Genomic DNA, 25,394 nt, shown 5'->3' with positions numbered 1-25,394 from the left:
AGAGCGCCGTGTTGCCTAACTAGGTATTGTACGCCGTAATAAGAACTGCTTTTTCTTAAGATCAGCTTTTATCAGTTTCACAATCTCTGGAAACTCAGATATTTCAAAGTGACCATTAATACGAGGGTATACGATAATATTTGCATTTTTTAGTTTGACGGCATACTTTTTGGCGTGTGAAGGAGGTACTACGCCATCATTTTTTGAGAACAGTAAGTGAAGTATTGGTGAATTTTGCTCAAGCAATGATAAATCCACTGGTAATTTGAAGCCGCCAACCAAGTCATAGTTTGGCAGAGAATCGTCAAACGGTGGACAGACTAAATAGGTAGCAAGTATTTTTTTGGGAAATTTATTTTCCGAAAGGTACTTTGCCAAAAAAATGCCGCCGAGAGACCCGCCGATTAAAATAACGCCATCTCTCAACAGAGGAAAGTGCCGTTCGAAATGTAACGCCCATTCTCCATACTTGGCGTTATCTTGAAGGGGCATCCGAGGTCGTATGATTTCGAAATTTGCGCCAAGTTTCTTATCTAAAAACGTAGTGTGCCATTTAATTCTGTAAGGCACTGATATTTTACGAGTCTTTAAAAAATGCAAATATGTCTTTTGGTTCCTAAAAGTATCACCGCCGTGAATGTAAAATATCTGAGTTTTCTGCATAGATGTTAATTAATGAGTTTTTATTATGGCGTACAACGTTTGCTTATCATGCGCCGTGCATAGTATGACGTATATACGCTGTTAGGCGATGTTTGTCTCTCAACCGTTCGTATCTTGATAAAGCTTGAAAGCAGCAATTGCCTCATCGATGATGGTCATATCCAGTATACGCTTACTTTTTGGATTCTGGTAGTATTCTCGAATCCACGGAAGAGCGTCTTCAATTCTTTCGACCACGAGATCGGATGTAGAGAGTAAGAAAGGGTGAATCCAATCCCCAATGAGACTGCCGTTGAAAACAATGTTGGACCGGCGATGATGAGTGTCTTTCGGAATGACGGCGATGACTGGCCGGGAAAAATACTTGGCGATGAGTATTTCTTGAGCCGTACCAGCGCCAATACCTTTTCCGATTTCTTTTTCGGCGTCTACAATGATGAGATCGGATGATTTGATCATACTCGCATCATGACCGAACGTGAGTTGAGGCTGTGATTCGTCCTTCCAATCATCGCCGTCAACGAATTCGACACCATCAAGTTTTGAAAGCACCTGTGTGTAACGTGTTTTCCAGTCAGTCCAACCCTTTCGGTGGTCATCACCTTTTGGAATGGAACCGATGAAGCAAATCTTGAAACTCATACCAGGTAAATTACAATCTTAGTTGAGAGGCAACGTTTGCGTGTGTACGAAGTCGCTGGTGAATGGAGGGGGTACAATAAGGCCGGAGGCCAACCCCCATAATGAACCGGCGATTTGGGCGGAGCGGCATTTCGAACGCTACTCAGGTTTGAGGAACTTCTAAAACTTCCCTAATCCACCTCAAGTATAATCTTTAAACGCGGAGCCGTACACACACTGTTGCATGCTGTTTGGGTTTGGTTCGGGTTGACATAGGAACAATTTTGTGATAAGAATAGCACGGTTCCTTTCCAATCTGCTCGGCACCTGCTTGGCAGATTTCCGTGGTTTCTTACCACCTTCCAAGGAGGCTAAACATGCCCGATCTGCACATGAACTTCTTTACGCCGTCGGATCTGCTCCGGCTTGAGCAGAGTACAGCGCTCTTGATCCGAGCGATCAGACAAAGCATGACGGGATCCGAGAGCGGTGAAAGTCGTCTCGAGATTGACTTCAGGACGACCGCGAAAAACGTCGACGTCGTGAAGGGTGCACGCTGGCATATCATTCCTAGCCATGGTTGCCGAGACGTCCTTCCGTGCTTTAGTGAGTTTTATGAGTCGGATATCATTCAAGTGCCGAGCAATGTGGCCTGGAGAGACTACTACGAGCTACTCTTTCTCAAGGTTTGTAACGGGCTTGCGGGCACACTTGTCCTCGAAATGAGTAGCTCGGGCCGAGCGAGAGTGACTCTCCACAAGTCTGCTTGAGCACTTAGCTGCAACGTGAGATCTAGACCGCTGGTAAACGCTGGCGGTCTTCTTATTTAAATTTAAAGAACCAAACCCAAATGGCATATAACGTTTCGGCGTATGCGACGCGGAACAACGTGGAGTGACGTATACGCCGTGTTATATGATGGAACAATACATTCTTTACCCGACTGAAGGGAAGGGTTTGGGAATCAGGGCAATTTTTCTTCGGTTTTTAGGGCATTAACGCTTGACATCTCTTTGAAATGGTGATATGATTCCCCATTCTGTTTCTGGGCGGTTTTTCTTACAAGGATGCTGTAAGACGAACCCAGAGCAGGGGTTCGTTGTCAGCATTATCACATACCGAGGGGGATCCATCGATGGACACGATTCAGTTCGAGTACGAGGGCAAGAGCTACTGGGTGGGCATGGCGGCCTTCCACAAGAACCTCCCTATCAAGCTCCCGGATGGACGCATCCTGACGGTCACCGGAGGCTGGCAGGAGAGTATGCCGCCTCGGCCACTGGGACTCCAGATCCTCGAGTGTGCTAAGGCCACAGAGGTCGGGTAGGTGTGATGATACGTTCGCTTAGGTGGACGATGATCCTACGGGGCGTTGGTTCAAAGGAACCGCGCCCTTTTCTTATTTCAAACAGCAGAAGAAAAATTGCCCTGATTCCCAACCGCCACAGCAGGGGCGGAAAGAATGTGTTGTTCTGTCATATAACGGGCCGCGCCTGATGCGACGTGCCCGGAGCCACGCTCTGCGGGGTGACGGGCATGTCCGTATAGGCGCTGTTGTGCGATGTCGCGATTAGCGACGAGCGCAAACAGCGACGGCAGGAGCGGCCCGTTGTGGCGAAAAGCGAAGCGATTTCGTACAACGTTTGTGTATCATATGCTGTGTCGCGGTAGCGCATGGCAGATATACGCTGTTATGTGATGTGCCGCCCGGAGCCTGCATGATTTGTGAAATACGTTACACAATCCTTGGTAGATTTCAGAAAATTATCTGGAGAATCAGCTAATATTTTGAGTAACTCCTCTCTTGAAAACCATTTGATTCGTTCAACTTCTTCCTTTTGAATTGTAAACTCATTAATATCCCTATCCAGTAAGGCAAAATACCACTGGACGAAATACTTATGTTTACCGTCGTTCCTTTTATAAAACGCTTTTACAAAATGGTGGTTCGTCAAACCAATTTCTTCATCGGCCTCTTTGATGATGTTGGAGTCATAGGTTTCTCCTTCATCAACAGTCCCGGCGACTGCGGGACCCCATTTTCCAGGGTCGTTTTTTTTGTCGAATGATCTTTGGGCTAAGAGAGTGTCACCTTTAGAATTCTGAATCCATAAGGCCGAGACGCGATAAATATCCTCCGCATTTAAAGTTCCTCTTTCTTTCAATCCAACTACTTCGTCGTTTTCATTGACAATAAGTATTTTTGCCTTGCTCATACTCGTTTACAGTTCAATGATTTTCTTAGAGAGGCTCCGGGCGGCATGTCATACAACGGGCCGCGCCTGATGCGACGTGTCCGGAGCCACGCTCTGCGGGGTGACGGGCATGTCCGCATAGGCGCTGTTGTGCGATGTCGCGACTAGCGACGAGCAGAACAGCGACGGCAGGAGCGGCCCGTTGTGGCGAGGAGCGAAGCGATTTCGCCACAACGTTTGCGTGTATGCGATGTGGTAATATCGTATACACGCTGTTGTGCGATGATTAAATCAGCCGTGGTTGTTAACTGATATTCCCAAGCCGGTACCCACCATCAACGGTCAGTATTTCACCACACATTGCGTCATTCTTCACCAAGAAGGTAATCGCGTCGGCAATCTCTTCCGGTTGGATCATTCGTTTAATGAGATGCACCTCGCCAAGCTTCTTTTGTCGACGTGTATTTAACTTCCCCCACATCGGTGTTGCCACTCGTCCTGGTGCCACAGCATTAACCAATATTCTTGGTGCAAGTTCTTTTGCCAGATTCTTTGTGTAATTCTCGAGTGCTGCTTTGAAAGCGGCGTAGGCAATCGCTGTTGGTCGTCCATACCCCAATCGGCCATGAATCGAAGATACATTCACGATCTTACCTCGCTTCATGGTTTTCAATGCGTGCTTAATAACGGAAATATGACAAAGAAAGTTATTTTGAAACAGGTTCTCAAACGCTTCGACGTTCGTTGGATTATCGTGTTCATCGAAGGTTCCAGCGTTGTTAACGAGTACATGAAGTGAGGGATAAGTTTTTTTGATTCTTTCAAACATGTTCTGGACGGCAACATTATTGGTAATGTCCGCTTTGATCGCCAGGTTGCCTGTTGAATAGACGGTACATTGATCCAGGACATTCTTGGCTGATTGACCGTCCGTTTTGTAGTTAAGAACAACCGAACAACCTTCTTTGGCCAAGGCGATTGCCGTAGCTGCTCCGATTCCTTTTGAGGCACCAGTGACGAGGGCAACTTTATTCTTGAGTTTCATGGTGAATTATTATAAAGGCTGATTTAATTTTCGCACAACGGGCCGCGCCTGATGCGACGTGCCCGGAGCCACGCTCTGCGGGGTGACGGGTATGTCCGCATAGGCGCTGTTGTGCGATGTCGCGACTAGCGACGAGCGCAAACAGCGACGGCAGGAGCGGCCCGTTGTGGCGAGGAGCGAAGCGATTTCGCCACAACGTATGCGTATCATCTGCTGTGCCGCGGTAGCGCATGGCAGATATACGCTGTTGTGCGATGTTACCAAAAGCGCCATAGTTATTGATCGACGACCTTATCAGTTTTCAAAACATCCCGTTTGTTTTCTCCAGAGAGCACCTGCTTTATCACGAGAAATTTCACGACCTTGTCAGTATGATTCGTGAATGTGTGAGGGGTATGTTCCGTTTCGATGAGGTCACCAGCTTGGACAATTTGTTTCTCGGTGATCTCACCAGTTTTCCACTCTGCGGTTAGCTCACCTTCAATGATATACAGTGTTTCGAGGATTTTCTCATGATGGTGCCAGGTCTGGGTTGATCCAGGAACCTGATCATTATAATGAACTTCGTACTCTTCACGGAGATAATACCGAACATTCGTACCTTCAGGTTTTGAGACAAACGGGACTTCACTGCTTTTGAGAATTTTCATGGTCATAAATGGTTAGCTTTTGGTAATGTCGTACAACGTTTGCGTATATACGATGCGATAGTATCGTATATACGCTGTTGTCCGAAGTCTCCTTTTCTTTCGTTCGTCAGAACCTATTTCCGTAATAAATATATTTGATCCTGATTATTCTTGCTGTCTTGTCTCGACAATCTCAACCTTTTGCGGATTACGGAGTATTTTAGCATAGCGGTATTTAAATGGACCGCTGGACAATTCTACCACCTGCTCGGCCACCCATTTTGGTTCAAGGTATTCTGACGTGTCATTACTGTTTTTCCAGAAAGGCGTTTTCATGCCGGATGGCGCGACCACGAGAACCTTGCCAATTCCCAGATCAAGCGAGAGGGATGCTCCAAGCATGCCGAGTGCGGCTTTCGTGGAGGTATACATTGGCTCGAGTTCACGCGGAGTGTACTGCGAGCTCGAGGTTATGAGCATGACTTTAAGCGGCTTTCCAGGATTATTTTTCAATCGACGAACCATGAGGGCGGGTACGAGAAGGTTGATGTTTACCATTTCGGTGATTTGAGTATCACTCAGTTCGTCAACGTGGCCTGATTGGTAGAATCCAGCGGTATAAATCAACGTATTTACTTTTTCTATCTGCGACAGTAATTCATCGATTTGTTTAATGGTTTCTTCTAGGTGGCTTGTGATTGAAAAACTGACAAATCGAACATTGGTAAGATTGGGGTTTTTCCGACCGGCAATAGTAACTGTATGGCCGAGCGAACTATAGATTTTTGTCAGTTCAAGGCCTAGTCCAGATGTTCCGCCTACAATTAATATGTTTTTCAGCATACGTTCTTGAGATTAGCTTTTATAGAGAAGGATCAAATATATTTATTACGGAAATAATAGTGATAGCTTAGAAAGAAAAGGATATTTCGGACAACGTTTGCGTATCATCTGCTGTGTCGCGGTAGCGCGTGGCAGATATACGCTGTTGTGCGATGTCGTGTATTGGTCATTCTAACACCACTTGGGCGTCTCGTCGCAGTATTGACTAATGCGTTGTCTTATGATACGGTCCAACAGAACTTAGGCCGAAATAGGAGGGAGGCAACATGACCTTTGTTCAGATGTGTTTGAAGGCGGCTAACACAATCGCATTCTGCGATTTTCGGGTACGGGTTCTGCTTCTAGGTATTGGTGACACACCGCCGGTCCTGAAGTGTGTCATTCGAGTGGGTGAGAATCACTGGTTTCGATACCTTGTCGTGACCAGCACTGAAGTCACAGACAACCCCACGTTGGCGGTGTTGGCAACATCGCAGAACAAGAAACCAATCGAGGAAGTGAAACTCGGACGGCCAGCACAAGTAATCACGCTCAACGATCTGGTGGCAGGTAGTTACGTTGGCATAAGAAGAATGCTGAATGCCGACGAGATTGAGGCCAGCGTACGTACCCGGGGCAGCCGTTAACTACCAGCAGACGCCCAAGCTTCTTCCGAGACCCAAGGTTATCCAAGGGTCTCGCTTTATTTGTGAAAAAACACGATATCGTACAACGTTTCGGCGTATGCGATATAACGGCAAAGATTAGAAGACTGCACTTCTAACCTCGCCAGTATAGTCCAAACAATCCTTAACTCTCTGACGCTGAACATCGCTCAGCTCATCAATACTATGATATCGATAATCAGAATGTTCACCACTTAATTGCATAACCGAGTCTTTCGCTAGGCTGCACCTGTATATAAATACGTACGAACTATGTTTCTGGTGGTAGTAAACACCACTTAAGTATTTAATCTCGATATCGCAATTAAGTTCCTCCTTACATTCTCTAATTAACGTAGCCTGTATAGTCTCTGGAGGTTCTGGTGCACCACCTGGCAGCCCCCACCTTTCATTGTCGTAAGTTTGTTTGAGCAACAAAACATTCTGATTATCATCGGTGATAACAGCATGGACGCTGATTCTAAAAAGATGGTTATAGCTCATAATATTTGCCGTTATGTCGTATACGCCGTGTTATATGGTGTATTGCTTGGCCCTGAGAACTAGTAAAATATTCTTGGGGGACGGGGAAGGATTCTTCCCCTAAGGAGCGTTGGAACCGTTGGTGTGGTTTCGATTCGGATGGATGATGTTGAGGAGGGTGTTCTTTAGGAACACTTTCGATCCACTCGGGCCAAACATGAACACGCTGTACATAATGAACACGAGAAGCCCAACACCACCACACAAGAGAAGAACAACGATAATCGTGCAAATCCATTGGAGCACTTCAAGCATGACTACCTCCTATTGTGCGAGCCCCCCAAGAATATCTTATCTGTTAAAGGACGAATGTGTGATTTTATATCTGGAACGTCTTGAAGTCAAGCCGAGCAATATGCCATATAACGTTTGCGTATCATCTGCTGTGCAGCGAAGCGCATGGCAGATATACGCTGTTGTACGCCGTTTTCCTTAACCATATGAATAGTGAGTCATTTTTGGGCATTTATACTTGACATTTACCGAAATTTGAAGTACCATTGCTCATCCACGGGAAACTGGGATTTCTGTGGTAATCAGGCCGGAAGCCTGGAGGAGGAAGCATGTTCAGGCGAGTTATTACCCCGCTGCTCAGACATCTATTCATCCGAGAGTTCTCGAGCTGGGACGAGGATGCCGTTAGACTGCAGCTGGAAGCGTCCAGGAATTGTCTTGAGGAAGCTTTTCGGTTGAGGGATTCTGATCGTGCTGATGCAGTAATGGTGGAGGAGCATGATCCACACTACTCTTGTAGACCGTTCACTCGTGGTTACTACCAGACGCGGCTAATGATCGCCAACGAACGTGTGGTTTTAGCACAAAATAAGCTTGACTACATGCGCGGTCTTGCCTACCTGATGGGTTATGGAAAAATCGTGGACAGGGTGTCGCGCTGAGACCTTGTTCTCTATGCTTCTGAGCGCCTCGTGCTGGAACGTCCAATCGGACAATCTGGCACGAGGTCTTGTTTTAATGTTCAAAAATGACTAGGAGAAATGCTCGAGGAAAATGGCGTACAACGTTCCGGGCTAGCCGAAGTTGCGACGGAATGGAGGTGGTAGAATTGCGCGGAGCGCTACCGCCGGAATGAAGGAGTAATTTGGGTGAGTGAGCGAAAAATACTATCGTTTCCAGTAATCGAATTTTCTCATCAGTCCACTGCCGATAGTCGTCCGTATGATACCAAGGCATGTCTTTTGGCATTCAGATATACACTTTGTCTCTTGTGTACATGATTCATTGAAAGAGATGCCAAAGCAGCTTTCCCAACGGCCATCAAGTGGTATCTGGCACTCGAGCGAGGATGGATCATACGCCGAAGAAATCCGTCGATAATCCAATTTTCCAGGCGCAAATAAAAGTATCGCAAGAACAAAGATGAGTACTATGATGATTGTTCGGTAGATGTGTTGCATATATTTTCGCTCACGAACCGGCTAGCCCGTGTTGTGCGATGTGGCGAATGCTTACAGCCATGTCATACAACGTTTGCGTGTATGCGATCGTGCAGGGCATGTCGTATACACACTGTTATATGATGTATACTTTTCCTATCCTTTATACCATTGAGTGTCTTTCTGAGTGAACGGATTTCATTGAGGCAACCACCTAGTCTTCAGCGGGCGGATGCTTCTCGTCCATGAATTTTCTATGCAATTGCATTAGACGCGGATCGTCCTCGCTTCTAGAAGTCCGGCTCGAGAGGTACGGGTATTTTTTTTGGAGCTCCGCGAGCTCACTTTCGTTAAGTTGTCCAAGGATCGTGAAGCCGCGGACTTTGTCGGGGAAGGCAACACCCTTAGCTGATGCCAGGTTTCTAAGGTCAAGAAACCAACCGATGTATTTCGGGAAGTTAGCGTTGTTGGCGCTCTTAAGACTTGTAAGACACAGGGTCTCCTCTACCCGATCCGGAAAGTCGACTCCATCAGCGTTTTCCAGGCTATCGAGATACAGCGAGCCACCCACCCGATCCGGAAAGTCAACTCCACCAGCGTTTTCTAGACTATGGAGATACAGAGAGCCACCCACGTACCTGGGGAGTCGCAGGGTAGTCACAGAAACCAGTTTTTCTAGACTGAGGCTTCCCTCAATTCTGTCAGGCAGGATCATACCTTCGGCTGATGTCGCACTGCCGAGGCTGAGATCGCCGCTCAGGCGCTCTGGAAAGACCAGCCCATCAGCCGAACGCAATTTGTCCAAATCAATGTCTCTTTCGATCCTGGCTGGAAGAACGAGACCATCAGAAGATTCAAGACTGTTGAGATGGATGCTGGTGACCCTTTTCGGAAGCGTCACGCCCTTTGCCGAAGTCAGTCGGTTAAGCCACACTGAGCAAGCCTCAGCCGGAAGCACCACATTATTCGCCGATTCAAGACTTTTAAGAAGTAATTGCCCGACCTTTTTCGGGAACCTCACATTCTCGATAGCAACAAGACTTGAGAGATCGAGCAAAACGCCGACCTTATCCGGGAAAACGCAGTTCGTCGCGGTGACGAGACGTTTAAGCTGCATAAGACCGCCGACCTCGCGCGGAAACGTGACATCGTCTGCCGAAGTAAGACTGTTAAGCACGACCGAGTTTCCCACGCGTTCCGGAAACGTGACGCCGCGCGCGGTTTGTAAGCCGGGCATGAACAGCGAGCCACCAATCGATTGTGGGAGTACTAATTCTTTTGCTTCTCGCAGTTTGTCCAATCGGAGATGTCCGTCGATTTGCTTCGGAAATGTCAGACCATCTGATGATGTGAGTTTTTCAAGATACAGCGATCCAGATACGCGCTCAGGTAGCTCCACCCCGTGGGCCGATGGAAGTTTGCTCATATCAAGATCTCCGAAGTGGAATAGTTTTCCGCCAGCGAGCGCCTCTTCTGTCGTAATGCTGATTTTATCTTGGGGGATATCCAAGGCAATCGACAGGTCAGCCCTCATGTCGCGATGGTTTCGGATATTCTCGATGATTTCATTCACTGATTCACTCGCGGGAAGTCGCCTATCAATTTCATAAACGTACCGAAGTTGCTCGATAGTAAGTTGAACGCCTTGGTCGTGCGACCGCTCTATTTCTGAGAGACGGAGAAGAGCGCGGTTTTCGACTTTCTCCGCTTCTTCCTCCATTTGCTCGTAATTAGTGCGTTTGGTATCGGGTTTTGAATCGTCCTGAATCTCGGGCGGAGCGCTTAACCCATGGTCTCTGGGCGAATAGGGCATATCAGGAAGGGTGCGATCAGCCAGAAACTCGATCTCATTAAGTGTTTCTTCAGCTGAGACTTTTCCATCTAGAAAATGCGGATCGTCCCGACCTTCGCTCTGGCGAAGTTCATCGGGTGATAGAGGGTGAAAGGGGGGTTCTGACTTTTCTGGAGTCATTATAGTAGCATTATTCGATTAGCTGGATCGTCTTTGAAAGCTTGTGCATCACTGAGTCTGATATAAGTAAATCATATTATCTCATCCAGAGATACGGGGGTTTATTGGTTAATGAAAGGAAAAGTATATGCCATATAACGTTCACGAGTATCCGATTGTGCGGAGCATATCGGATACTCGTTGTTATCGGATGTTTCTCGGGCGATTTTCACTTCGTTTCTTTGTTTATCCAAGATTCATAATTATCATTTGCATTAACATTAATTTTAATTATGCAAGGCGTTTCATAAGGATGAAGCTTGACCACTGCAGATTTAACTTTTTCCCAGTTCTTGGTTTTTGTTTTTACTATCGAAACGGTTTCCTTGGAGTTCTCAATTTTGCCTTTCCACCAGTAAGTATTTTGTATTGGGAAAAAGTTCCCACAAGCAATCAGGCGACTTTTCATTAAAGAGGCCACGATTTTCTTCGCGGTTTTTAAGTCAGGATGTGTAATATAGATTATTATGAATCCGTTGTTCATTGGCATGTTTAAATCTTAGAAGTGCTTAGCCCGAGAAATTTCCGATAACGGGCCGCGCCTGATGCGACGTGTCCGGAGCCACGCTCTGCGGGGTGACGGGCATGTCCGCATAGGCGCTGTTGTGCGATGTCGCGACTAGCGACGAGCAGAACAGCGACGGCAGGAGCGGCCCGTTGTGGCGAGGAGCGAAGCGATTTCGCCACAACTAGGTATTATGCGAACTTAAATATATATACTTACCTAATATTAGCCAATAAGTGATATTGCGTTTATTTGAGACGTACTTCGATATGATCCGGCAAGGATGGCGCTCGAATTACCCAAAATGGCGAAAATCTCACTTCAGCTGAATCCACTTCCTTGAACCCGCTGAAATAGCCGGTGATTTCCTGACGGTCTTTGTTGACCAGGTTTTTGCGGTCAAACATCGGATTGGTCAATTTTACAGTGGTGCTGCCGCTTAACAAAGCCCTGACTTCAACGGTATTGGTTTTAACATCATAACGCTCGATCGTATAGGTGATAGGCTTGTCGGTATTGCGGCTGAAAGAATCCTCGGCTGAAATTTGTGATTCAGCTAACTCCAGCACCTGGCGTTCGGTTGCGGAGGCATCAAAAGCCACCCCTAGAATATTCATTGATGACGATACTTCAATAGTGCTGGTGGCTTGATCGGGTTCGGCGTTAACGTTTTCGGTAACAATTTCTTTGCGAGTGGCGGAAACATTCCAGTCGGCATTAATTTTTTTAATCTGCGAATTCAATTCGTTTATACCCTGGTCGTATATCTCGGATCGAGACGCTTCTTTGGCTTTTTGAATGTCATTGATCGTCGCGACTTTGGTGTCGGTCGTACCGCCCGACATGGCGGTGGCGCTTTCGCCGTAGATTTTATCTTGCAAGCCCGGCCATAGTCCCGGAAGAATAAAGTGGCTCGGATCTATTTCGTAGTCTTTGCCCACTTGGTCGGCGATCACGTCGACAGCCACCGAACCGTTAACCGGCGCATCCACTCGCTCGGTCGTGCGGAATAGCTTGCCGCCATCGGACACCAAACGAGTGCCGGCCACTAATGGCTGGGCTTTGTTATTCTTATTATATATCGTGATTGTACCGGCCGCCTTAGATGGGATCGAGGCCAGGGTGGTAAGGTCGGTGTATGATTTCTTTAGCTTCTGAGTATGCTGCAATATAATGCCAGGGATAGCCGCTTCATCTTGTTGAGTAGCGGCAGCGGGAGGAGTGGCAGAGCCGTATACCGACAAGGCAACGGTTAGGTCAACTGGCTCTGATTTAGCCGTTACGGTGATAATGGTGCGCGAGAATGAAAAATACACTATCACGCCTACTATTAACAAGCTTACGACAATAAAAACCGATAACAAAGGTCGGTAGTATCTTTGAATTTTGGCTGAGCTTATGTGGTGTTTTTCGGGCATATGCCTAGTTGATTTTTACAGATTTCGGGCCGAGTAATTGATTGACTTCGTTGGTCAGGCTATCCGCATAACTGACACGTAAATCAGCTTTGATGATACGCTGTCCGCGCACCCCAGGCAGCACAACATAAACTGATTGTTCACCCGGGTATTTTAACAGAATTTGCTTGAGTTTGTCATATATTGTCTGGTCTGTCTGGGGCGGTACATAAACATAGAGATTGCCGGATTCTGTAATGGGTAAAGTGTTGGTAACAACGTATTGTGGCGGAATAAATGAATTCATTATACTTGTCGCATCCGGTAGGTTTAATATGGCGGCGTCATTGGCGATAATTTTACGTTCGCTGTCTTTGTCTGTTATCCGTCCGCTGACTAGAATAGCCTGATCTTCTACCCATGGCGCAGACTTTTCGGATAATATTTTTGGAAACACCAACACCTCGACTGCGCCCGTACTGTCCTCAATTTTCGCAAAAAACATTGTCTCGTGTGATTTGGTCAATATCTTTTTTAAGCCGGTTACCATGCCGGCGATAATGACGGTATCCGAGCCGGCACAGCTTAGCAGATTGGCGATTGGAGTTACCCGATCTTTGACCACTTCGGCATATTCCGAAAAAGGATGCGCGGTGATATACAGCCCCAGCAGCTGCTTTTCCCAGGTGAGGCAGTCTAGCTGGCTGGCGGGTTGGGCCGTACGCAGGCGCAGGGCGGGCCGGTGATCTACCGGCGCGAGATGAAAAATATTGATCTGGCCATTGCTGCTGGCGCGATCGGCCGATTTGGCGTAGGCGAGCAGTGTTTCCAAGTTGGCCAAAAGTTGATTTCTTTCACCATAGCGTTCCATGGCACCGGCTTTAATCAAGCTTTCCATCGACTTCTTGTTCAGATCTTTTGATTTAACCCGCGTCAAGAAATCTTCCAGTGTTTGAAACGGACCGTTGGCTTTTCGTTCGGTAATTATCGTATTGACAATATTTGTGCCGACGTTCTTTACGGCGCATAAGCCGAATCGGATAGTGGGCTGGCCGGCAAGAGTTTTCTCGGCCACAACGGTAAAAGTAGAAAAGCTTTCGTTTATGTCAGGGGGCAATACCTGGATATTCATCTTGCGGCATTCATCGATCTCAATGGCGATCCGGTCGATATTTTCTTGATCGGATGTCAGCAGCGCGGCCATAAATTCGGCTGGGTAATTGGCTTTGAAGTACGCAGTCTGATAGGCTATTAAAGCATAACAGGCACCGTGAGAACGATTGAAGCCGTAACGGGCAAATGGTTCGATAAAGTCAAAAACTTTTTCGGCGGTTGATTTCGGAATGTCGTTATTAACGCACCCATCAATAAATTTGTTTCGCTGTTCGGCCAGAAGCTTGGCGATTTTCTTACCCACCGCTTTACGGAGCACATCGGCCTCTCCCAAAGTAAATCCAGCCAAAGCTTGAGCAATCTGCATAATCTGTTCCTGATATACGGCCACGCCGTATGTTTTTTCCAATATGGGTTGGAGCTTGGGATGCAGGTAAACCGTACGTTTCAGGCCATGCTTGCCGGCGATGAAGTCGGGGATAAACTCCATCGGGCCGGGTCGATATAAAGAGACCATGGCAATAATATCTTCCAAGTCGTTGGGTTGGAGCTGCTTCAGGTAGCGCTTCATGCCGGAGCTTTCCAGCTGGAAGACGCCGGTGGTTTTGGCTTGCTGCAGCAGACGAAATGTCGCTGGATCGTCCAGCGGTATGCTATCGAGATCGATTTGCTGCTGACGGATTTTCTCAATAATATTTATTGTGTTCTGCAATATGGTCAGGTTCTTCAGGCCCAAAAAGTCCATTTTCAAAAGACCCAGATCTTCGATCGGGTGGAGCGAGTACTGGGTGACGATAGTGGCGTCGTCCTGGGCGGCGTGTTGGACCGGAACGTAGTGATCTAGCGATTCCTTGGTAATAACCACGCCGCATGCGTGGACCGAAGCATGGCGGGCCACGCCCTCTAGTTTTTTTGCCGTATCAAGTAGATTGCGACCTTCGGCATCGTGGGCATATATTTCTCTCAATTCCGGAATACTGGCAATGGCTTCAGTCAGGGTGGTAAACATCGGAATTAATTTAGCGACGCGATCGCAGTAGCTGTAGGACAATCCCAGCACGCGACCGACATCACGGATGGCGGCGCGGGCAGCCATGGTACCAAAAGTGATAATCTGAGCGACGTGATCCTTGCCATATTTGCTTTCGACATATCGAATTACTTCATCACGACGGTCGTCGGCAAAGTCAATGTCGATGTCAGGCATTGATATGCGTTCAGGATTCAGAAAACGTTCAAATAGCAGCTCATATTTTAATGGGTCAAGATTGGTGATATTTGTCAGATAAGATACGATAGACCCGGCGGCAGAACCGCGTCCCGGACCGACAACTATCTTGTTTTGTTTGGCCCAGTTAATGAAATCCTGTACGATCAAAAAGTATGAAGCAAAGCCGGTCTTCAGTATCACCGACAGCTCATAGTCCAAGCGATCAATTACTTTCCGCTCAAGATCATCTTTCGGGTGGGCCGGGTCCTGGATGTCATAACGTGAAAGTAAACCACGATGACACAGCGCTTTTAAGTATGATTCCGTGGTTTGGCCCAATGGTACCTCAAAGTAGGGCAGGGTGATTTTACCCAGCTCGATAGACAAGTTACAGCGCTCGGCAATCTTAACTGAATTGGTTATAGCCTCAGGGTGGTCGGCGAAATCACTAGCCATTTCTTCAGCCGTACGTAACGACACATCAAAATCTTTATATGTCATCCGATTCTGATCGGATAATTTATGCTTTGTTTGAATACACAACAAGATATCATGCGCCGCGGCATCTTCTGGTGTCAGATAATGAGAGTCGTTTGTAGCCACCACGGGGACCTTCAAACGTTCAGATAGGTCGAATATCGCCTGGTTTACTCTGGCTTGATCGGCTACGTTAAGATGATGTTGAACTTCCAAATAAAAATTGTCAGGTCCGAACAAGTTTTGATATTGTCGGATCATTGTTTCGGCTAGATCCAGCTTACCGCTCAAAATATGCTTGGGAAGCTCGCCGGCCATGCAGGCGGTTAAGGCAATCAAACCATCATGGTGTTGGGCGAGTAAATCAAAATCAATCCGGGGTTTGTAATAATACCCCTCGAGATGAGCCCGGGTGGTGAGACTGATCAGGTTGCGGTATCCGATCTCATTTTGCGCCAACAGCACTAGGTGGTAGGGCCTTTCCTCGGTTCGGCTTACCTTATCGGCTCGACTGGCATGGGCGACATAAGCTTCGACGCCAATAATTGGTTTAATGCCGGCGGCTTGCGCTTTTTGATAAAACTCGATCGCGCCATACATGACTCCGTGATCGGTTAGGGCGATTGACTTCATGCCCAGTTGTTGCGCGCGCGCTATTAAATCATCAACCTTAGAGAGCCCGTCTAGCAGGCTATAGTGGCTATGGACGTGAAGGTGGACAAACTCCATTAAGGCGTAGGTGGAAAATTACTTGGTTTTGGCATTTGACGAGGCGTTTCGTTTCTTGGTTCGGCGTTCTTGAACATATGAAATTAAACTGGTGAGCGATTTGATTAGCAACCCAAAGTAGGCCGATGAGTTGGTAAATTTCTCCTTTATCGCATCGATCAGTTCGCCAAATGAGCGGACTTTAGTTTCCACTTCCTTGATAACCGAATTCGCTTCCCGGATTATCGATATCATATAATACAAAAACCAGCACAAAAAGCCGGTCAATACTGCTACCGATAGAGCGATGACCCAGAATAAAATGTCCTTGGAAGTTTCAAACATAGAGCCCCCTTTTTAAATAGCGAGTAAGTTATATAATCGATAAAATTCATGATTATTATAACATAGATCCGTCTTGTTGAAAAATAACGAATCTGGTACACTGTCAATGTCTTAAATACGATTTTTATGGCTCAACCCGGGGAATTAGGCAATCGAGAACTTAATGCCAGCTATTGGTATTTGACACACAAGAGTCTTCTCAGAAAGATACTCATTATTGGTCTTATTGCGTTTAATGCAGTTTTGATACTGCCCCTGGGATGGGGTGTTTATGGATACATAAGTGAATTACCCGGATCAGCTGCTTGGGCAGATGACATTAGAAGCAATTCAATCAACTGGGTCGGCGTCCATCAGAAAATAAAACCCAAAAACATTACCGTAAGCCGAACCGAAATAGTGCCTCGCTCAACCGGGACGTATGATATAGTCGTATGGCTCAAGAATCCAAATTCACAATGGTTCGCTGACCAAGCCAGTGTCACGGCCACATTGGCCGGTACAAAATCCGACCCCATAGAAATATTTATTTTACCTAACGAAGAAAAAATAGTCGCGATAAAAAATATCCGCATACCGGCCACAACTAACATTAGTCAGGAAACCGCTCGAAGCAGCGTCCTGGTAGATAGTTGGCAGCGCTTAGACGATCCAAGAAATTATCAACTGCCGAGTTTTAGCGTCAGCGATACGAAAGCAGAAAGTTTAGGAGATCAATATACGCAGACAAGAGTACTGGGCCATTTATTTAACAGAAGTTTATCGGGCTATGGATTAGTCGATCTAACGGTAGTGCTGTGGAATGGGCCAAAGGCAGTCGGTGTGGCAACGGCCGATCTCCAGAATGTGACTCTTAATGAAGAACGTTCGTTTGATGTCAGATTTTCTCAAATGTATCTCAATGTCACAGATATTACGGTATCACCCAGCGCAAATAACCTCGATGTTGATAATGTGCTGGATAAGTAATCAGATTATCATCAATACTTGAGGAATAATGAATCGGCTTCTCTGGCAATTAAAGCGCATGGATTGGATTATGACCAGCTTGGTACTGCTGCTGGTGTGTTTGGGCATGCTGGCCATATACAGCACATCATCAAATGTTAATGGATCGCCTGACGTAATATTTAGCAAACAACTGGTTTTTGCCGGTGTTGGATTATTAGGGTTTTTTGCCGCCAGTCTGATTAATTATCGTTTTTACCGATCTTTTAGTTTGCCCCTATATGTAATTGGCGGGATATTACTGGTGGTTGTCTTATTATTTGGCACCAAGATACACGGCACCACCGGCTGGGTATTTATAGGTAATTATGGATTTCAGCCGGTTGAATTTGTAAAGCTGTTTGCCATAATCATGTTGGCTCGATACTTTTCGCGACATGGCCAAGAATTTGACCGGCTGGGCACGCTGGTGCGCAGCTTCTTAATTATTGGGATATATTTGGTGTTGATTTTAAGCGAACCCGATCTGGGGTCGGCCATCATATATCTTATCATCTGGCTGGGATTGATATTTTTTGTAAACGTCAAGCGGTCTTTGGTAGTGATTATGATCGCGGGTATCATTGCTGCCGGTAGCGCCGGATGGCTGTTTGTTATGAAAGATTATCAAAAAGAGCGTATCACCAACCTTTTTATGCCCAACAAGGACTCTCTTTCGACCGGGTATAATATTCATCAATCTATTGTCGCCGTTGGATCGGGCGGGTTTTGGGGTCGGGGGTTGGGTTTGGGACCTCAAAGCCAGTTAAAATTCCTGCCCGAACAGCAAACTGATTTCATCTTCGCGGTGATTGCCGAGGAGATGGGCTTCATTGGGGTCGGTCTTACCTTAGGGATCTTTGCCGTTTTGTTTTTTAGAATTCTTTACCATGCCCGCAAATCAAGAGATGATTATTCCATATTTTTAATCGGCGGGGTTATAATTATGATATATACCCAGGTATTCATAAACGTGGGCATGAATTTGGGTATTGCGCCGGTGATAGGCGTGCCGTTACCATTTGTGAGCGCCGGTGGAAGTTCATTGATCACCAGCTTGATTGCCATCGGCATGATACAAAGCGCCATAATAAATCGGCCAAAAACCATCTGATAATTTGACGGGGGGTAAAAAAGTGCTATAATATAGCTACAAAAATAGGGATAAACTATGAATCGAAACGAAAAATCAAGGTTTTTACCGAATTCTGACAATCTTAAGCTGATTACTTATTGTCCGCTATGTAATGCCCACTTCAGTTTTAGTGCCGCAAAGGTGCTCGAGGAGCGGGAGGACGCGCATTTGGTCCATATCCAGTGCCAAAAGTGCTCATCATTCATTGTGGCCTTGATTTTGACTAATGCGATGGGAATCAGCACGGTCGGATTGATTACCGACTTGACCAGCGATGATGTCAGCAAATTTACGAATTCATCTCGCCTAACCGTAAATGATGTGATTGATCTATATCAGGTCACACAGAGCGGAAAAAATCTGGCAGAATTACTTATCAATCATTAACTGAAGGAATGGACACGTATGACTGAATTGGTATTAACAGCACAGCCCAGAACAAAAATCGGACGTCAGACAAAAATATTGCGGCGCGACGGTATTTTGCCGGCGGTTTTATACGGCAAGAATACCGAAACCACGCCGGTCCAGATAAATTACCGTGAATTTGCGAAAATATTTGAATTAGCCGGAGAATCAACTTTGATAACGCTGCAGTTAGACGGCAAGCCGTTCAAGGTGATTATTCACGATGTCACAAAGAACGCAGTCAGTGATAAATTCGATCACGTCGACTTCCATCAAGTAGACCTAAAAGAAAAAGTTGAAGCTGAAATAGAGCTGCAGTTTGAGGGCACCCCCCCAGCTGTCAAAGATTTGGGTGGCGTATTGGTAAAAAGCTTGGACAAGATCAAAGTTGAGGCGCTTCCACAAGATCTAGTAGCACACATAGTGGTCGACATTTCCAATCTTAAAAACTTTGATGACATCATACATGTGAGCGATTTGAAAATACCCGATACTTTGAAAATTCTTGATCGAGGTGATGAAACTGTAGCTTTGGTTCAGGCTCCAAGATCCGAGGCTGAATTAGAAGAACTCGATAAAACAGTTGAAGATAAAGTTGACCAAGTTGAAAAACTCGTCAAAGAAAAAGAACCTGGTGAAGAGGCCGAGGAGGCTAACGCCGAAGAAACCAAAAAAGCTGAATAACATAAATAAATAAAACAATGGCACTAAAAGATTTTCTTTGGTCGTTAAAAGATAACAAACGGCGTTTAACCGTTGTGATAGTCATCGTGCTGGTTCTTGTGGCTGGAGTTGCGGGATATCTGGTATTCGGAAGATCCGACAGTGACAATGATAATAACGGCATTTCAAAGAAAGACAACAAGAACACCAACGCGACTCGACTTCTCCCGCGTATTATCGATGGCGTGCCCGTTATTGATGCTAAAGAAAACATTCTGCCGGTTGCCATTATGGTAGAAAACCAAGTGTCATCTCGACCCCAAGCCGGCCTGGATAAATCAAATCTAGTCTATGAGGCCTTAGCCGAGGGAGGGATTACCCGGTTTATGGCTATATATGCTTCTGGTGATGAAATAGAAAAGATTGGACCCGTCCGGTCCGCGCGCGCCTATTATTTGGATTGGGCACGCGAATTGGATTCGGTGTACGCACATGTTGGCGGGAGCCCCGAAGCGCTTCGGTTAATACCACAATATGATATACGTGATTTGAATCAATTCTATAACAGTCAATATTTTTGGAGGGCCAAAGAAAGGCCGGCGCCGCATAATCTCTATACATCATCAAAATTAATGGGTTTCGCGGTCCGCGACAAAGATTATCCTAATACTGGTAATTATACCGGTTGGAGTTTCGCTGGCGAAGACAGTGCAATATCAAATACACTCAAAACGTTAACCATTGATTTTTCGACGATCAATTATCAAGTTGAGTATAAGTATGCACCGGCTACTAATGACTACGCCCGCTATCAGTCTGGCCAGCCGCACGTAGTCGAAACAGGTGAGACAATCAAGGCTAAGAATATCATTGTTCAATTTACAAAAACACGCCTGGTCGAAGAAGGACGCTTGAGTATGGAGACAATCGGCGAGGGCGTGGCTCGAATATATCGCAACGGAGAGGAGATTGTCGGTACTTGGAAAAAGGATTCCCGAGAGGATCGGACCAATTACTACGATGCCAGCGGACAGACCGTGGTGTTTACGCCGGGCACAACCTGGGTTGAGATTGTTCCGACTGACCGTAATGTAACCTATCAGTAGTATGCCCAATAAAACAAACTCAAATAATCTCATCACCTGGTTGCGCCAGCTTCAATGGAAGTACGTCTTACCGGTGGCGGTTTTTGTAATAATACTGGGGGCTGGTATAGCCATTTACACCGTACCCGGATGGAGTGAAAATATGCCTTGGTCAAAAGACAAAACGTCAAATAGTGGCAATCAGAACGACAGTCAGAGCTTATTAGTAAATAATTCCAAAACAGATTTAGTAGCCAGAGCTATTGATGGTGTTTTGGTAAAACCAGATTTAGCCAACGAACATCCGGTAGCCATCATGATAGATAATGTACCGGGTGCCTGGCCGCAAAACGGCCTGGAGGCAGCCTCGGTGATATATGAAACCCTAGTTGAAGGGGGAGCGACACGACTTATGGCTGTTTTTGCCGGTGGCACTAGTACCAAAATTGGTCCGATTCGCTCGGCGCGGCCTTATTACTTGGACTGGGTATCAGAGTATGACGCTTTCTATGGCCATGTCGGGGGTTCGCCGGATGCTTTGGGCGCGATTGATGGTTTAAAGATAAAAGATTTCAGTCAAATGAAAAATGGCCAGTATTTCTGGCGTGACACCGGTCGAGCGGCTCCGCACAATGTTTATACCAGCAGCGAATTAATCGCCCGCGCTCTACGGGATAAAAACATCACCGCCGCCACGACATACGAGCCTTGGAAATTTAAAGACGAGGCATTGATTGAGCAACGGCCTGCGAATCAGGGTGTAATCGAAGTTAAATTTTCAAATGGCAATACCTGGACATCGCAGTTTAAATACAACGCTACGGACAATACCTATCGACGATTTGAACCTAAGGACACACCGCAGGTGTATGCCGAATCTAGCCAACCTACTAAAGTAAAAAACGTTATTGTGCAAATAATACCCTCGATTCTAGGCGTAGGCGAAAAAGGCCGTTTAACGTTAGATGTGTCGGGTCAAGGTAGTGCTTATGTATTTCGGGATGGGGTGAAAATTGAGGGTTCTTGGCGCAAACCAGACCGTCTATTGCGGACGCGCTACTATGACACATACGGAAACGAAGTGGAGCTGAACCGGGGGACGACCTGGGTGTTGATCATACCAAAAGATCAACCAGTAACATATACTGAATAGTATAACGATATAGCCGGTTAGTAAAAATTATGCCGGCAGTTTTGTTATAATCAAAAACCGGGGTATGTTATTATAATCGCGGATCGATTTACAGCCATAGTTTGGCAATAGTCGATGAACCAATAGTGTTAACGGCGCACACTGACGCCATCCATGCTCAATAACGACACATTCGGGTTGATGGGTTACATTGAGAGATATATTACCAAAAAATTTACGATATATGTTTAAACCTCCCGCGCCGCCGCATAGGGCTTTATATGGTTCGAATCGCAATTCTTGGTAGGTGGGGCTATTTAGTATTTCTGCTCGAGTTAAATAGGGAAGGTTGGCAACTATTAGGTCTGATTTAACATGTCGCCAGGAAGATAGCAATACGCCTGATTTTAAGCGCAAATGATGCTGTCTGGGTAGTATTGCCTCTATATTACGTTTGGCTACGCTCAGAGCCTCAGGGCTACTGTCAGAGGCAAGCATGTTGAGTTTGGGGAATAAAATAGACAATGTGATAGCGATAACGCCGCTACCGGTGCCAATATCGATAGCGCACTTTACATGACGACGATTGATAATGTCGGCGGCGATATCAACCAGCTGCTCAGTTTCTGGGCGGGGGATTAATACGCGGCGATCAACATAAAATGTATGACCGTAAAACCCCGCCCGTTTAATTATATAAGCTACCGGTTCATGAAGAGAGCGCCGTTTTATAAGTGCCGAATATTTGTGTTGAAGTAACGAAGAAATACTATTCTCGGGGTGGGCAATAATGTATTCTGAAGTTTTATTACTGACATGTGTAAAAAGAAGGAGCGCTTCTTGCTGGGCAAAAATAATTCCGCACCGCTGCAGTTGCCGCGTTGCTGTATTTAATAAATTTGCATAGTTCATTTCGCGGCTGCTTTTAACGCTTGAATAACCAAGCCCAGATCACCATCTAATATTTGCTGGATATTGTGCCAGCTAGCTTTTATTCTATGATCGGTCACGCGATCCTGGGGATAGTTGTAGGTTCTAATTTTTTCCGAACGATCGCCGGTGCCGATCTGGTTACGACGGTTTTCGGAACGTTCGCGATGCTTTTTTTCTTCGGCCAATGCTAAAAGACGAGAGCGCAAAACCTGCATGGCTCTTTCGCGATTTTGTAATTGGGAACGCTCGTCCTGGCACTGGACCACCATGCCGGTGGGTTTGTGAACTATTCTGATGGCCGAGTAAGTTGTGTTAACGCTCTGGCCGCCGTGGCCACCGGCGGTAGATGCCTGAATTTCTAGATCTTCGGGTCGGATATCGATGTCGGTGGGCTCGGCTTCGGGCAATATCGCTACGGTGGCGGCCGATGTGTGGACACGGCCCGATTTTTCGGTCTCGGGCACACGCTGAACGCGGTGTACGCCGCTTTCATACTTAAGCTGACTGTAGACCGATTGGCCGCTGATTTCAAATATAATTTCCTTAAATCCGCCGATGCCTGTACGATTAGAGGTAATTAAATGAGTAGTCCACTTTTTTCGTTCAGCAAAGCGAGAATACATACGAAACAACTCAGCCGCAAATAGCGCCGCCTCCTCACCGCCCGTACCTGCCCTTATTTCGATGATAATATTTTTTTCATCCATCGGATCTGGTGGATGTAGCCCAATTTCAACTTCGGAGTTGAGCTGAGCCATCTCGTCATTGAGATTCTTTATTTCATCGTTAATCATTGCCACTACCTCGGAATCACTTTCTATATTTATGGAATTAGTCAATTTAAGGATATTATCAGCAATTTCAGCGAGGCGATCAATTTTTGTAACCAAAACTGAAATACGGTTGTATTCCTGGGAAAGCTTCTTCAATCGGTCAGGATCGCGCACAATTTCAGGATCGGACATCTTCTGCTCGATCTCTTTAATTTTGTCCCTTAAGTATTCGTATTTATCAGGCATATAATAACACGAAAAGCGCGGAAATGTGATTCCGCACCATGACGCTCGCTTATTTATGTTTCTTAGACGTTGTGGGCTTTTTCTTTTCCATCAAACGTTGATAGCGATCAACCCGGCCGGCCGTATCCATTAATTTCTGTTTGCCGGTATAAAAGGGATGACAATTTGAACACGTTTCTACGTGGGTTTCGAGCTGAACTGAACCAACTTCAAACTTATGGCCGCAGGCGCAAATAATTTTAGATTCTTTGTGATACTTGGGATGGGTTTCTTTTTTCATATAGGTTATGTTCTACGTCGGTTAAAGTGTAATCCTTTAGACTTCTGCGTGATGACGAATATGCCGAGAACGCCTATGTACGTAGCCACCGCTTCGCTGGGAAGCTGATATTGGCCATGGCTGAAAACAGCCAACAAAGACAACAGAGCAATTATAAACGTCCAAATCGGTACATAATACTCGCCATGAAATTTCGAAGCGTGACCGCGCGTCCACCGATCAAATTCTTTTGAGCCAGCATACAATCCTAGAATGCTGATAAACAGAACACTAATTGCACCAGCTGCCGAATTATATTTATTTTTTGAAAAGAAGTCAAGCGTATAAAGGCCAATTGTCATAATTGACCAGAAATCGGCAATATATTTCCAAAAGTATAGCCTGCCTCGCGCCAGCGTCTTGTTTGCCATATCGGATGAATAATACTCCAATCCGGTAAAAAGAGCAATAAATGATTATAAAATGTAATATGAGATGGGGGATACTTGAATTAATTAACGGAATCTGTTATTATCATTTTGTCTAATTTTTATATCCCACAGGTCCCCACATCATCGTCTCCGATGAGCCAGTGTATCACCTTGGCCGTAATTATGCGGTCGATGCGCTAGGTAAGGGGTCCGAGGTTACAAAGGATCTTATGAAACAAGAAATCTCATTGATTGAGCTGCTTAAAAGTGGCGTACACTTTGGGCATCAACAGTCTCGTTGGCATCCCAAGATGAAGCAATTCATCTTTACGGAACGCAGCGGTGTACACATTATCGACTTAGAAAAAACCAGAACAAAGCTAAATGAAGCCTTGGCCTACGCTCAGGACTTGTCGAGCCGCGGCGGTATTATTGTGTTTATCGGCACAAAAAAACAGGCCCAAAGTATCGTTAAGCGCCATGCGGAAGCCTGCGGGTCTCCGTATGTCATCAATCGTTGGATCGGAGGCCTGCTGACGAATTTTACGATTATCAAAAAAATGATTGATCGATTACTCGATCTTACCAAGAAACAGGCGAGTGGAGATTTAGACAAATATACCAAAAAAGAACAGTCGGAATTTAATAAGGAAATAATTCGACTGCAAACTCTAGTAGGCGGCATCAGTGAACTTAGAAAAATACCCGACGCCGTATTTGTGGTCGATTTAAAGATAGAAAAAACAGCAATTCGAGAGGCGCAAAGAAAGGGCATACCAATTATTGCCCTGGCTGATACCAATACCGATCCCAGCAAGGTGACATATCCAATCCCAGCAAATGATGACGCAACCAAATCTATCGATCTAATTACCGGCCTATTGGCCCAAAGCATATTAGCTGGCAAGAAACAAGCCAGCGCTGATAAGGCCAATAAGCCCGCCGATAGAATTCCTGTCAGCGAAACTGAAAGCAAATCCAAAGAATAACATTAGAATT

The 25,394-nt window shown here is 45.9% G+C and carries 25 protein-coding genes; 8 read left to right on the top strand and 17 right to left on the bottom strand.

The annotated features are described in order from the left end of the window. Positions 1-15 precede the first annotated feature (15 nt). From WC734_00830 to WC734_00800, 7 genes are all read right to left on the bottom strand, one after another. A complete protein-coding gene (locus tag WC734_00830) occupies positions 16-663 on the bottom strand; it encodes an alpha/beta hydrolase (protein ID MFA6197686.1) in 648 nt (215 codons plus the stop codon). A 99-nt stretch (positions 664-762) separates the two neighbouring features. Beyond that, complete coding sequence (locus WC734_00825) at positions 763-1,305, bottom strand: hypothetical protein (protein ID MFA6197685.1); 543 nt, start codon at positions 1,303-1,305, stop codon at positions 763-765. A 350-nt stretch (positions 1,306-1,655) separates the two neighbouring features. Continuing rightward, the gene (locus tag WC734_00820; GenBank protein MFA6197684.1) at positions 1,656-1,862 is read right to left on the bottom strand and encodes a hypothetical protein; all 207 of its coding nucleotides are present in this window, start codon (positions 1,860-1,862) and stop codon (positions 1,656-1,658) included. 1,113 nt (positions 1,863-2,975) lie between these two features. After that, on the bottom strand, positions 2,976-3,500 hold the full coding sequence (locus tag WC734_00815) for an NUDIX domain-containing protein (protein MFA6197683.1): 525 nt from the start codon (positions 3,498-3,500) through the stop codon (positions 2,976-2,978). A gap of 283 nt (positions 3,501-3,783) precedes the next feature. Then, positions 3,784-4,524 carry an SDR family oxidoreductase gene (locus WC734_00810; GenBank protein MFA6197682.1) on the bottom strand — a complete coding sequence of 247 codons (741 nt, stop codon included), beginning with the start codon at positions 4,522-4,524 and terminating at the stop codon, positions 3,784-3,786. 275 nt (positions 4,525-4,799) lie between these two features. Continuing rightward, complete coding sequence (locus WC734_00805; GenBank protein MFA6197681.1) at positions 4,800-5,180, bottom strand: cupin domain-containing protein; 381 nt, start codon at positions 5,178-5,180, stop codon at positions 4,800-4,802. 138 nt (positions 5,181-5,318) lie between these two features. After that, positions 5,319-5,996, bottom strand: coding sequence for an SDR family oxidoreductase (locus WC734_00800; protein ID MFA6197680.1), 678 nt, complete (start codon positions 5,994-5,996; stop codon positions 5,319-5,321). A gap of 266 nt (positions 5,997-6,262) precedes the next feature. Here WC734_00800 and WC734_00795 point away from each other — a divergent pair, with 266 nt between their 5' ends. Further along, the gene (locus tag WC734_00795) at positions 6,263-6,622 is read left to right on the top strand and encodes a hypothetical protein (GenBank protein ID MFA6197679.1); all 360 of its coding nucleotides are present in this window, start codon (positions 6,263-6,265) and stop codon (positions 6,620-6,622) included. Positions 6,623-6,739: 117 nt separating this feature from the next. Here WC734_00795 and WC734_00790 read toward each other — a convergent pair whose 3' ends face one another. The 6 genes from WC734_00790 to WC734_00765 all read right to left on the bottom strand — a co-directional run bounded on the left by WC734_00790 (position 6,740) and on the right by WC734_00765 (position 16,343). After that, positions 6,740-7,144, bottom strand: coding sequence for an NUDIX domain-containing protein (locus tag WC734_00790; protein MFA6197678.1), 405 nt, complete (start codon positions 7,142-7,144; stop codon positions 6,740-6,742). Between the two features lie 1,647 nt (positions 7,145-8,791). After that, a complete protein-coding gene (locus WC734_00785; GenBank protein ID MFA6197677.1) occupies positions 8,792-10,549 on the bottom strand; it encodes a hypothetical protein in 1,758 nt (585 codons plus the stop codon). A 208-nt stretch (positions 10,550-10,757) separates the two neighbouring features. After that, positions 10,758-11,078, bottom strand: coding sequence for a divalent-cation tolerance protein CutA (gene cutA, locus WC734_00780; GenBank protein MFA6197676.1), 321 nt, complete (start codon positions 11,076-11,078; stop codon positions 10,758-10,760). Positions 11,079-11,341: 263 nt separating this feature from the next. After that, entirely contained in the window at positions 11,342-12,511 is a 1,170-nt protein-coding gene (locus WC734_00775; GenBank protein ID MFA6197675.1) for a baseplate J/gp47 family protein, read from the bottom strand. Between the two features lie 4 nt (positions 12,512-12,515). Then, positions 12,516-16,019, bottom strand: a complete 3,504-nt coding sequence (locus WC734_00770; GenBank protein ID MFA6197674.1) for a DNA polymerase III subunit alpha — start codon at positions 16,017-16,019, stop codon at positions 12,516-12,518. Positions 16,020-16,037: 18 nt separating this feature from the next. Further along, positions 16,038-16,343, bottom strand: coding sequence for a hypothetical protein (locus WC734_00765; GenBank protein ID MFA6197673.1), 306 nt, complete (start codon positions 16,341-16,343; stop codon positions 16,038-16,040). Between the two features lie 126 nt (positions 16,344-16,469). Here WC734_00765 and WC734_00760 point away from each other — a divergent pair, with 126 nt between their 5' ends. The 6 genes from WC734_00760 to WC734_00735 are packed head-to-tail and all read left to right on the top strand — an operon-like array spanning position 16,470 to position 21,774. After that, positions 16,470-17,312: a hypothetical protein gene (locus tag WC734_00760; protein MFA6197672.1), complete on the top strand. Its 843-nt coding sequence runs from the start codon at positions 16,470-16,472 to the stop codon at positions 17,310-17,312. Positions 17,313-17,340: 28 nt separating this feature from the next. Then, complete coding sequence (gene rodA / locus WC734_00755; GenBank protein MFA6197671.1) at positions 17,341-18,444, top strand: rod shape-determining protein RodA; 1,104 nt, start codon at positions 17,341-17,343, stop codon at positions 18,442-18,444. 57 nt (positions 18,445-18,501) lie between these two features. Further along, positions 18,502-18,852: a hypothetical protein gene (locus tag WC734_00750; GenBank protein ID MFA6197670.1), complete on the top strand. Its 351-nt coding sequence runs from the start codon at positions 18,502-18,504 to the stop codon at positions 18,850-18,852. An 18-nt stretch (positions 18,853-18,870) separates the two neighbouring features. Then, positions 18,871-19,557, top strand: coding sequence for a 50S ribosomal protein L25 (locus tag WC734_00745; GenBank protein MFA6197669.1), 687 nt, complete (start codon positions 18,871-18,873; stop codon positions 19,555-19,557). A gap of 17 nt (positions 19,558-19,574) precedes the next feature. Then, entirely contained in the window at positions 19,575-20,642 is a 1,068-nt protein-coding gene (locus WC734_00740; protein ID MFA6197668.1) for a DUF3048 domain-containing protein, read from the top strand. A gap of 1 nt (position 20,643) precedes the next feature. Next, on the top strand, positions 20,644-21,774 hold the full coding sequence (locus WC734_00735) for a DUF3048 domain-containing protein (protein MFA6197667.1): 1,131 nt from the start codon (positions 20,644-20,646) through the stop codon (positions 21,772-21,774). 27 nt (positions 21,775-21,801) lie between these two features. Here the strand turns inward: WC734_00735 and prmC are convergent, their stop codons facing one another. From prmC to WC734_00715, 4 genes are read right to left on the bottom strand one after another with little or no spacing between them, the layout of a single operon-like run. Beyond that, positions 21,802-22,665, bottom strand: a complete 864-nt coding sequence (prmC, locus tag WC734_00730) for a peptide chain release factor N(5)-glutamine methyltransferase (GenBank protein ID MFA6197666.1) — start codon at positions 22,663-22,665, stop codon at positions 21,802-21,804. Next, positions 22,662-23,705 carry a peptide chain release factor 1 gene (gene prfA / locus WC734_00725; protein ID MFA6197665.1) on the bottom strand — a complete coding sequence of 348 codons (1,044 nt, stop codon included), beginning with the start codon at positions 23,703-23,705 and terminating at the stop codon, positions 22,662-22,664. The genes prmC and prfA overlap by 4 nt, the downstream gene beginning before the upstream one ends. Positions 23,706-23,754: 49 nt before the next feature. Continuing rightward, positions 23,755-23,985 carry a 50S ribosomal protein L31 gene (gene rpmE / locus WC734_00720; GenBank protein MFA6197664.1) on the bottom strand — a complete coding sequence of 77 codons (231 nt, stop codon included), beginning with the start codon at positions 23,983-23,985 and terminating at the stop codon, positions 23,755-23,757. Positions 23,986-23,990: 5 nt separating this feature from the next. Next, complete coding sequence (locus WC734_00715) at positions 23,991-24,395, bottom strand: hypothetical protein (GenBank protein ID MFA6197663.1); 405 nt, start codon at positions 24,393-24,395, stop codon at positions 23,991-23,993. 230 nt (positions 24,396-24,625) lie between these two features. Here WC734_00715 and rpsB point away from each other — a divergent pair, with 230 nt between their 5' ends. Continuing rightward, the gene (rpsB, locus tag WC734_00710; protein ID MFA6197662.1) at positions 24,626-25,384 is read left to right on the top strand and encodes a 30S ribosomal protein S2; all 759 of its coding nucleotides are present in this window, start codon (positions 24,626-24,628) and stop codon (positions 25,382-25,384) included. The last annotated feature ends 10 nt before the right edge of the window (positions 25,385-25,394 follow it).

This window comes from Patescibacteria group bacterium, from assembly GCA_041661625.1.
In the GTDB taxonomy this organism is placed as follows: domain Bacteria; phylum Patescibacteriota; class Patescibacteriia; order JAHIZJ01; family JAHIZJ01; genus JBAZUB01.
Note: the sequence above shows the minus strand (reverse complement) of the source record. Positions and strands in the feature narration are given on the sequence as shown.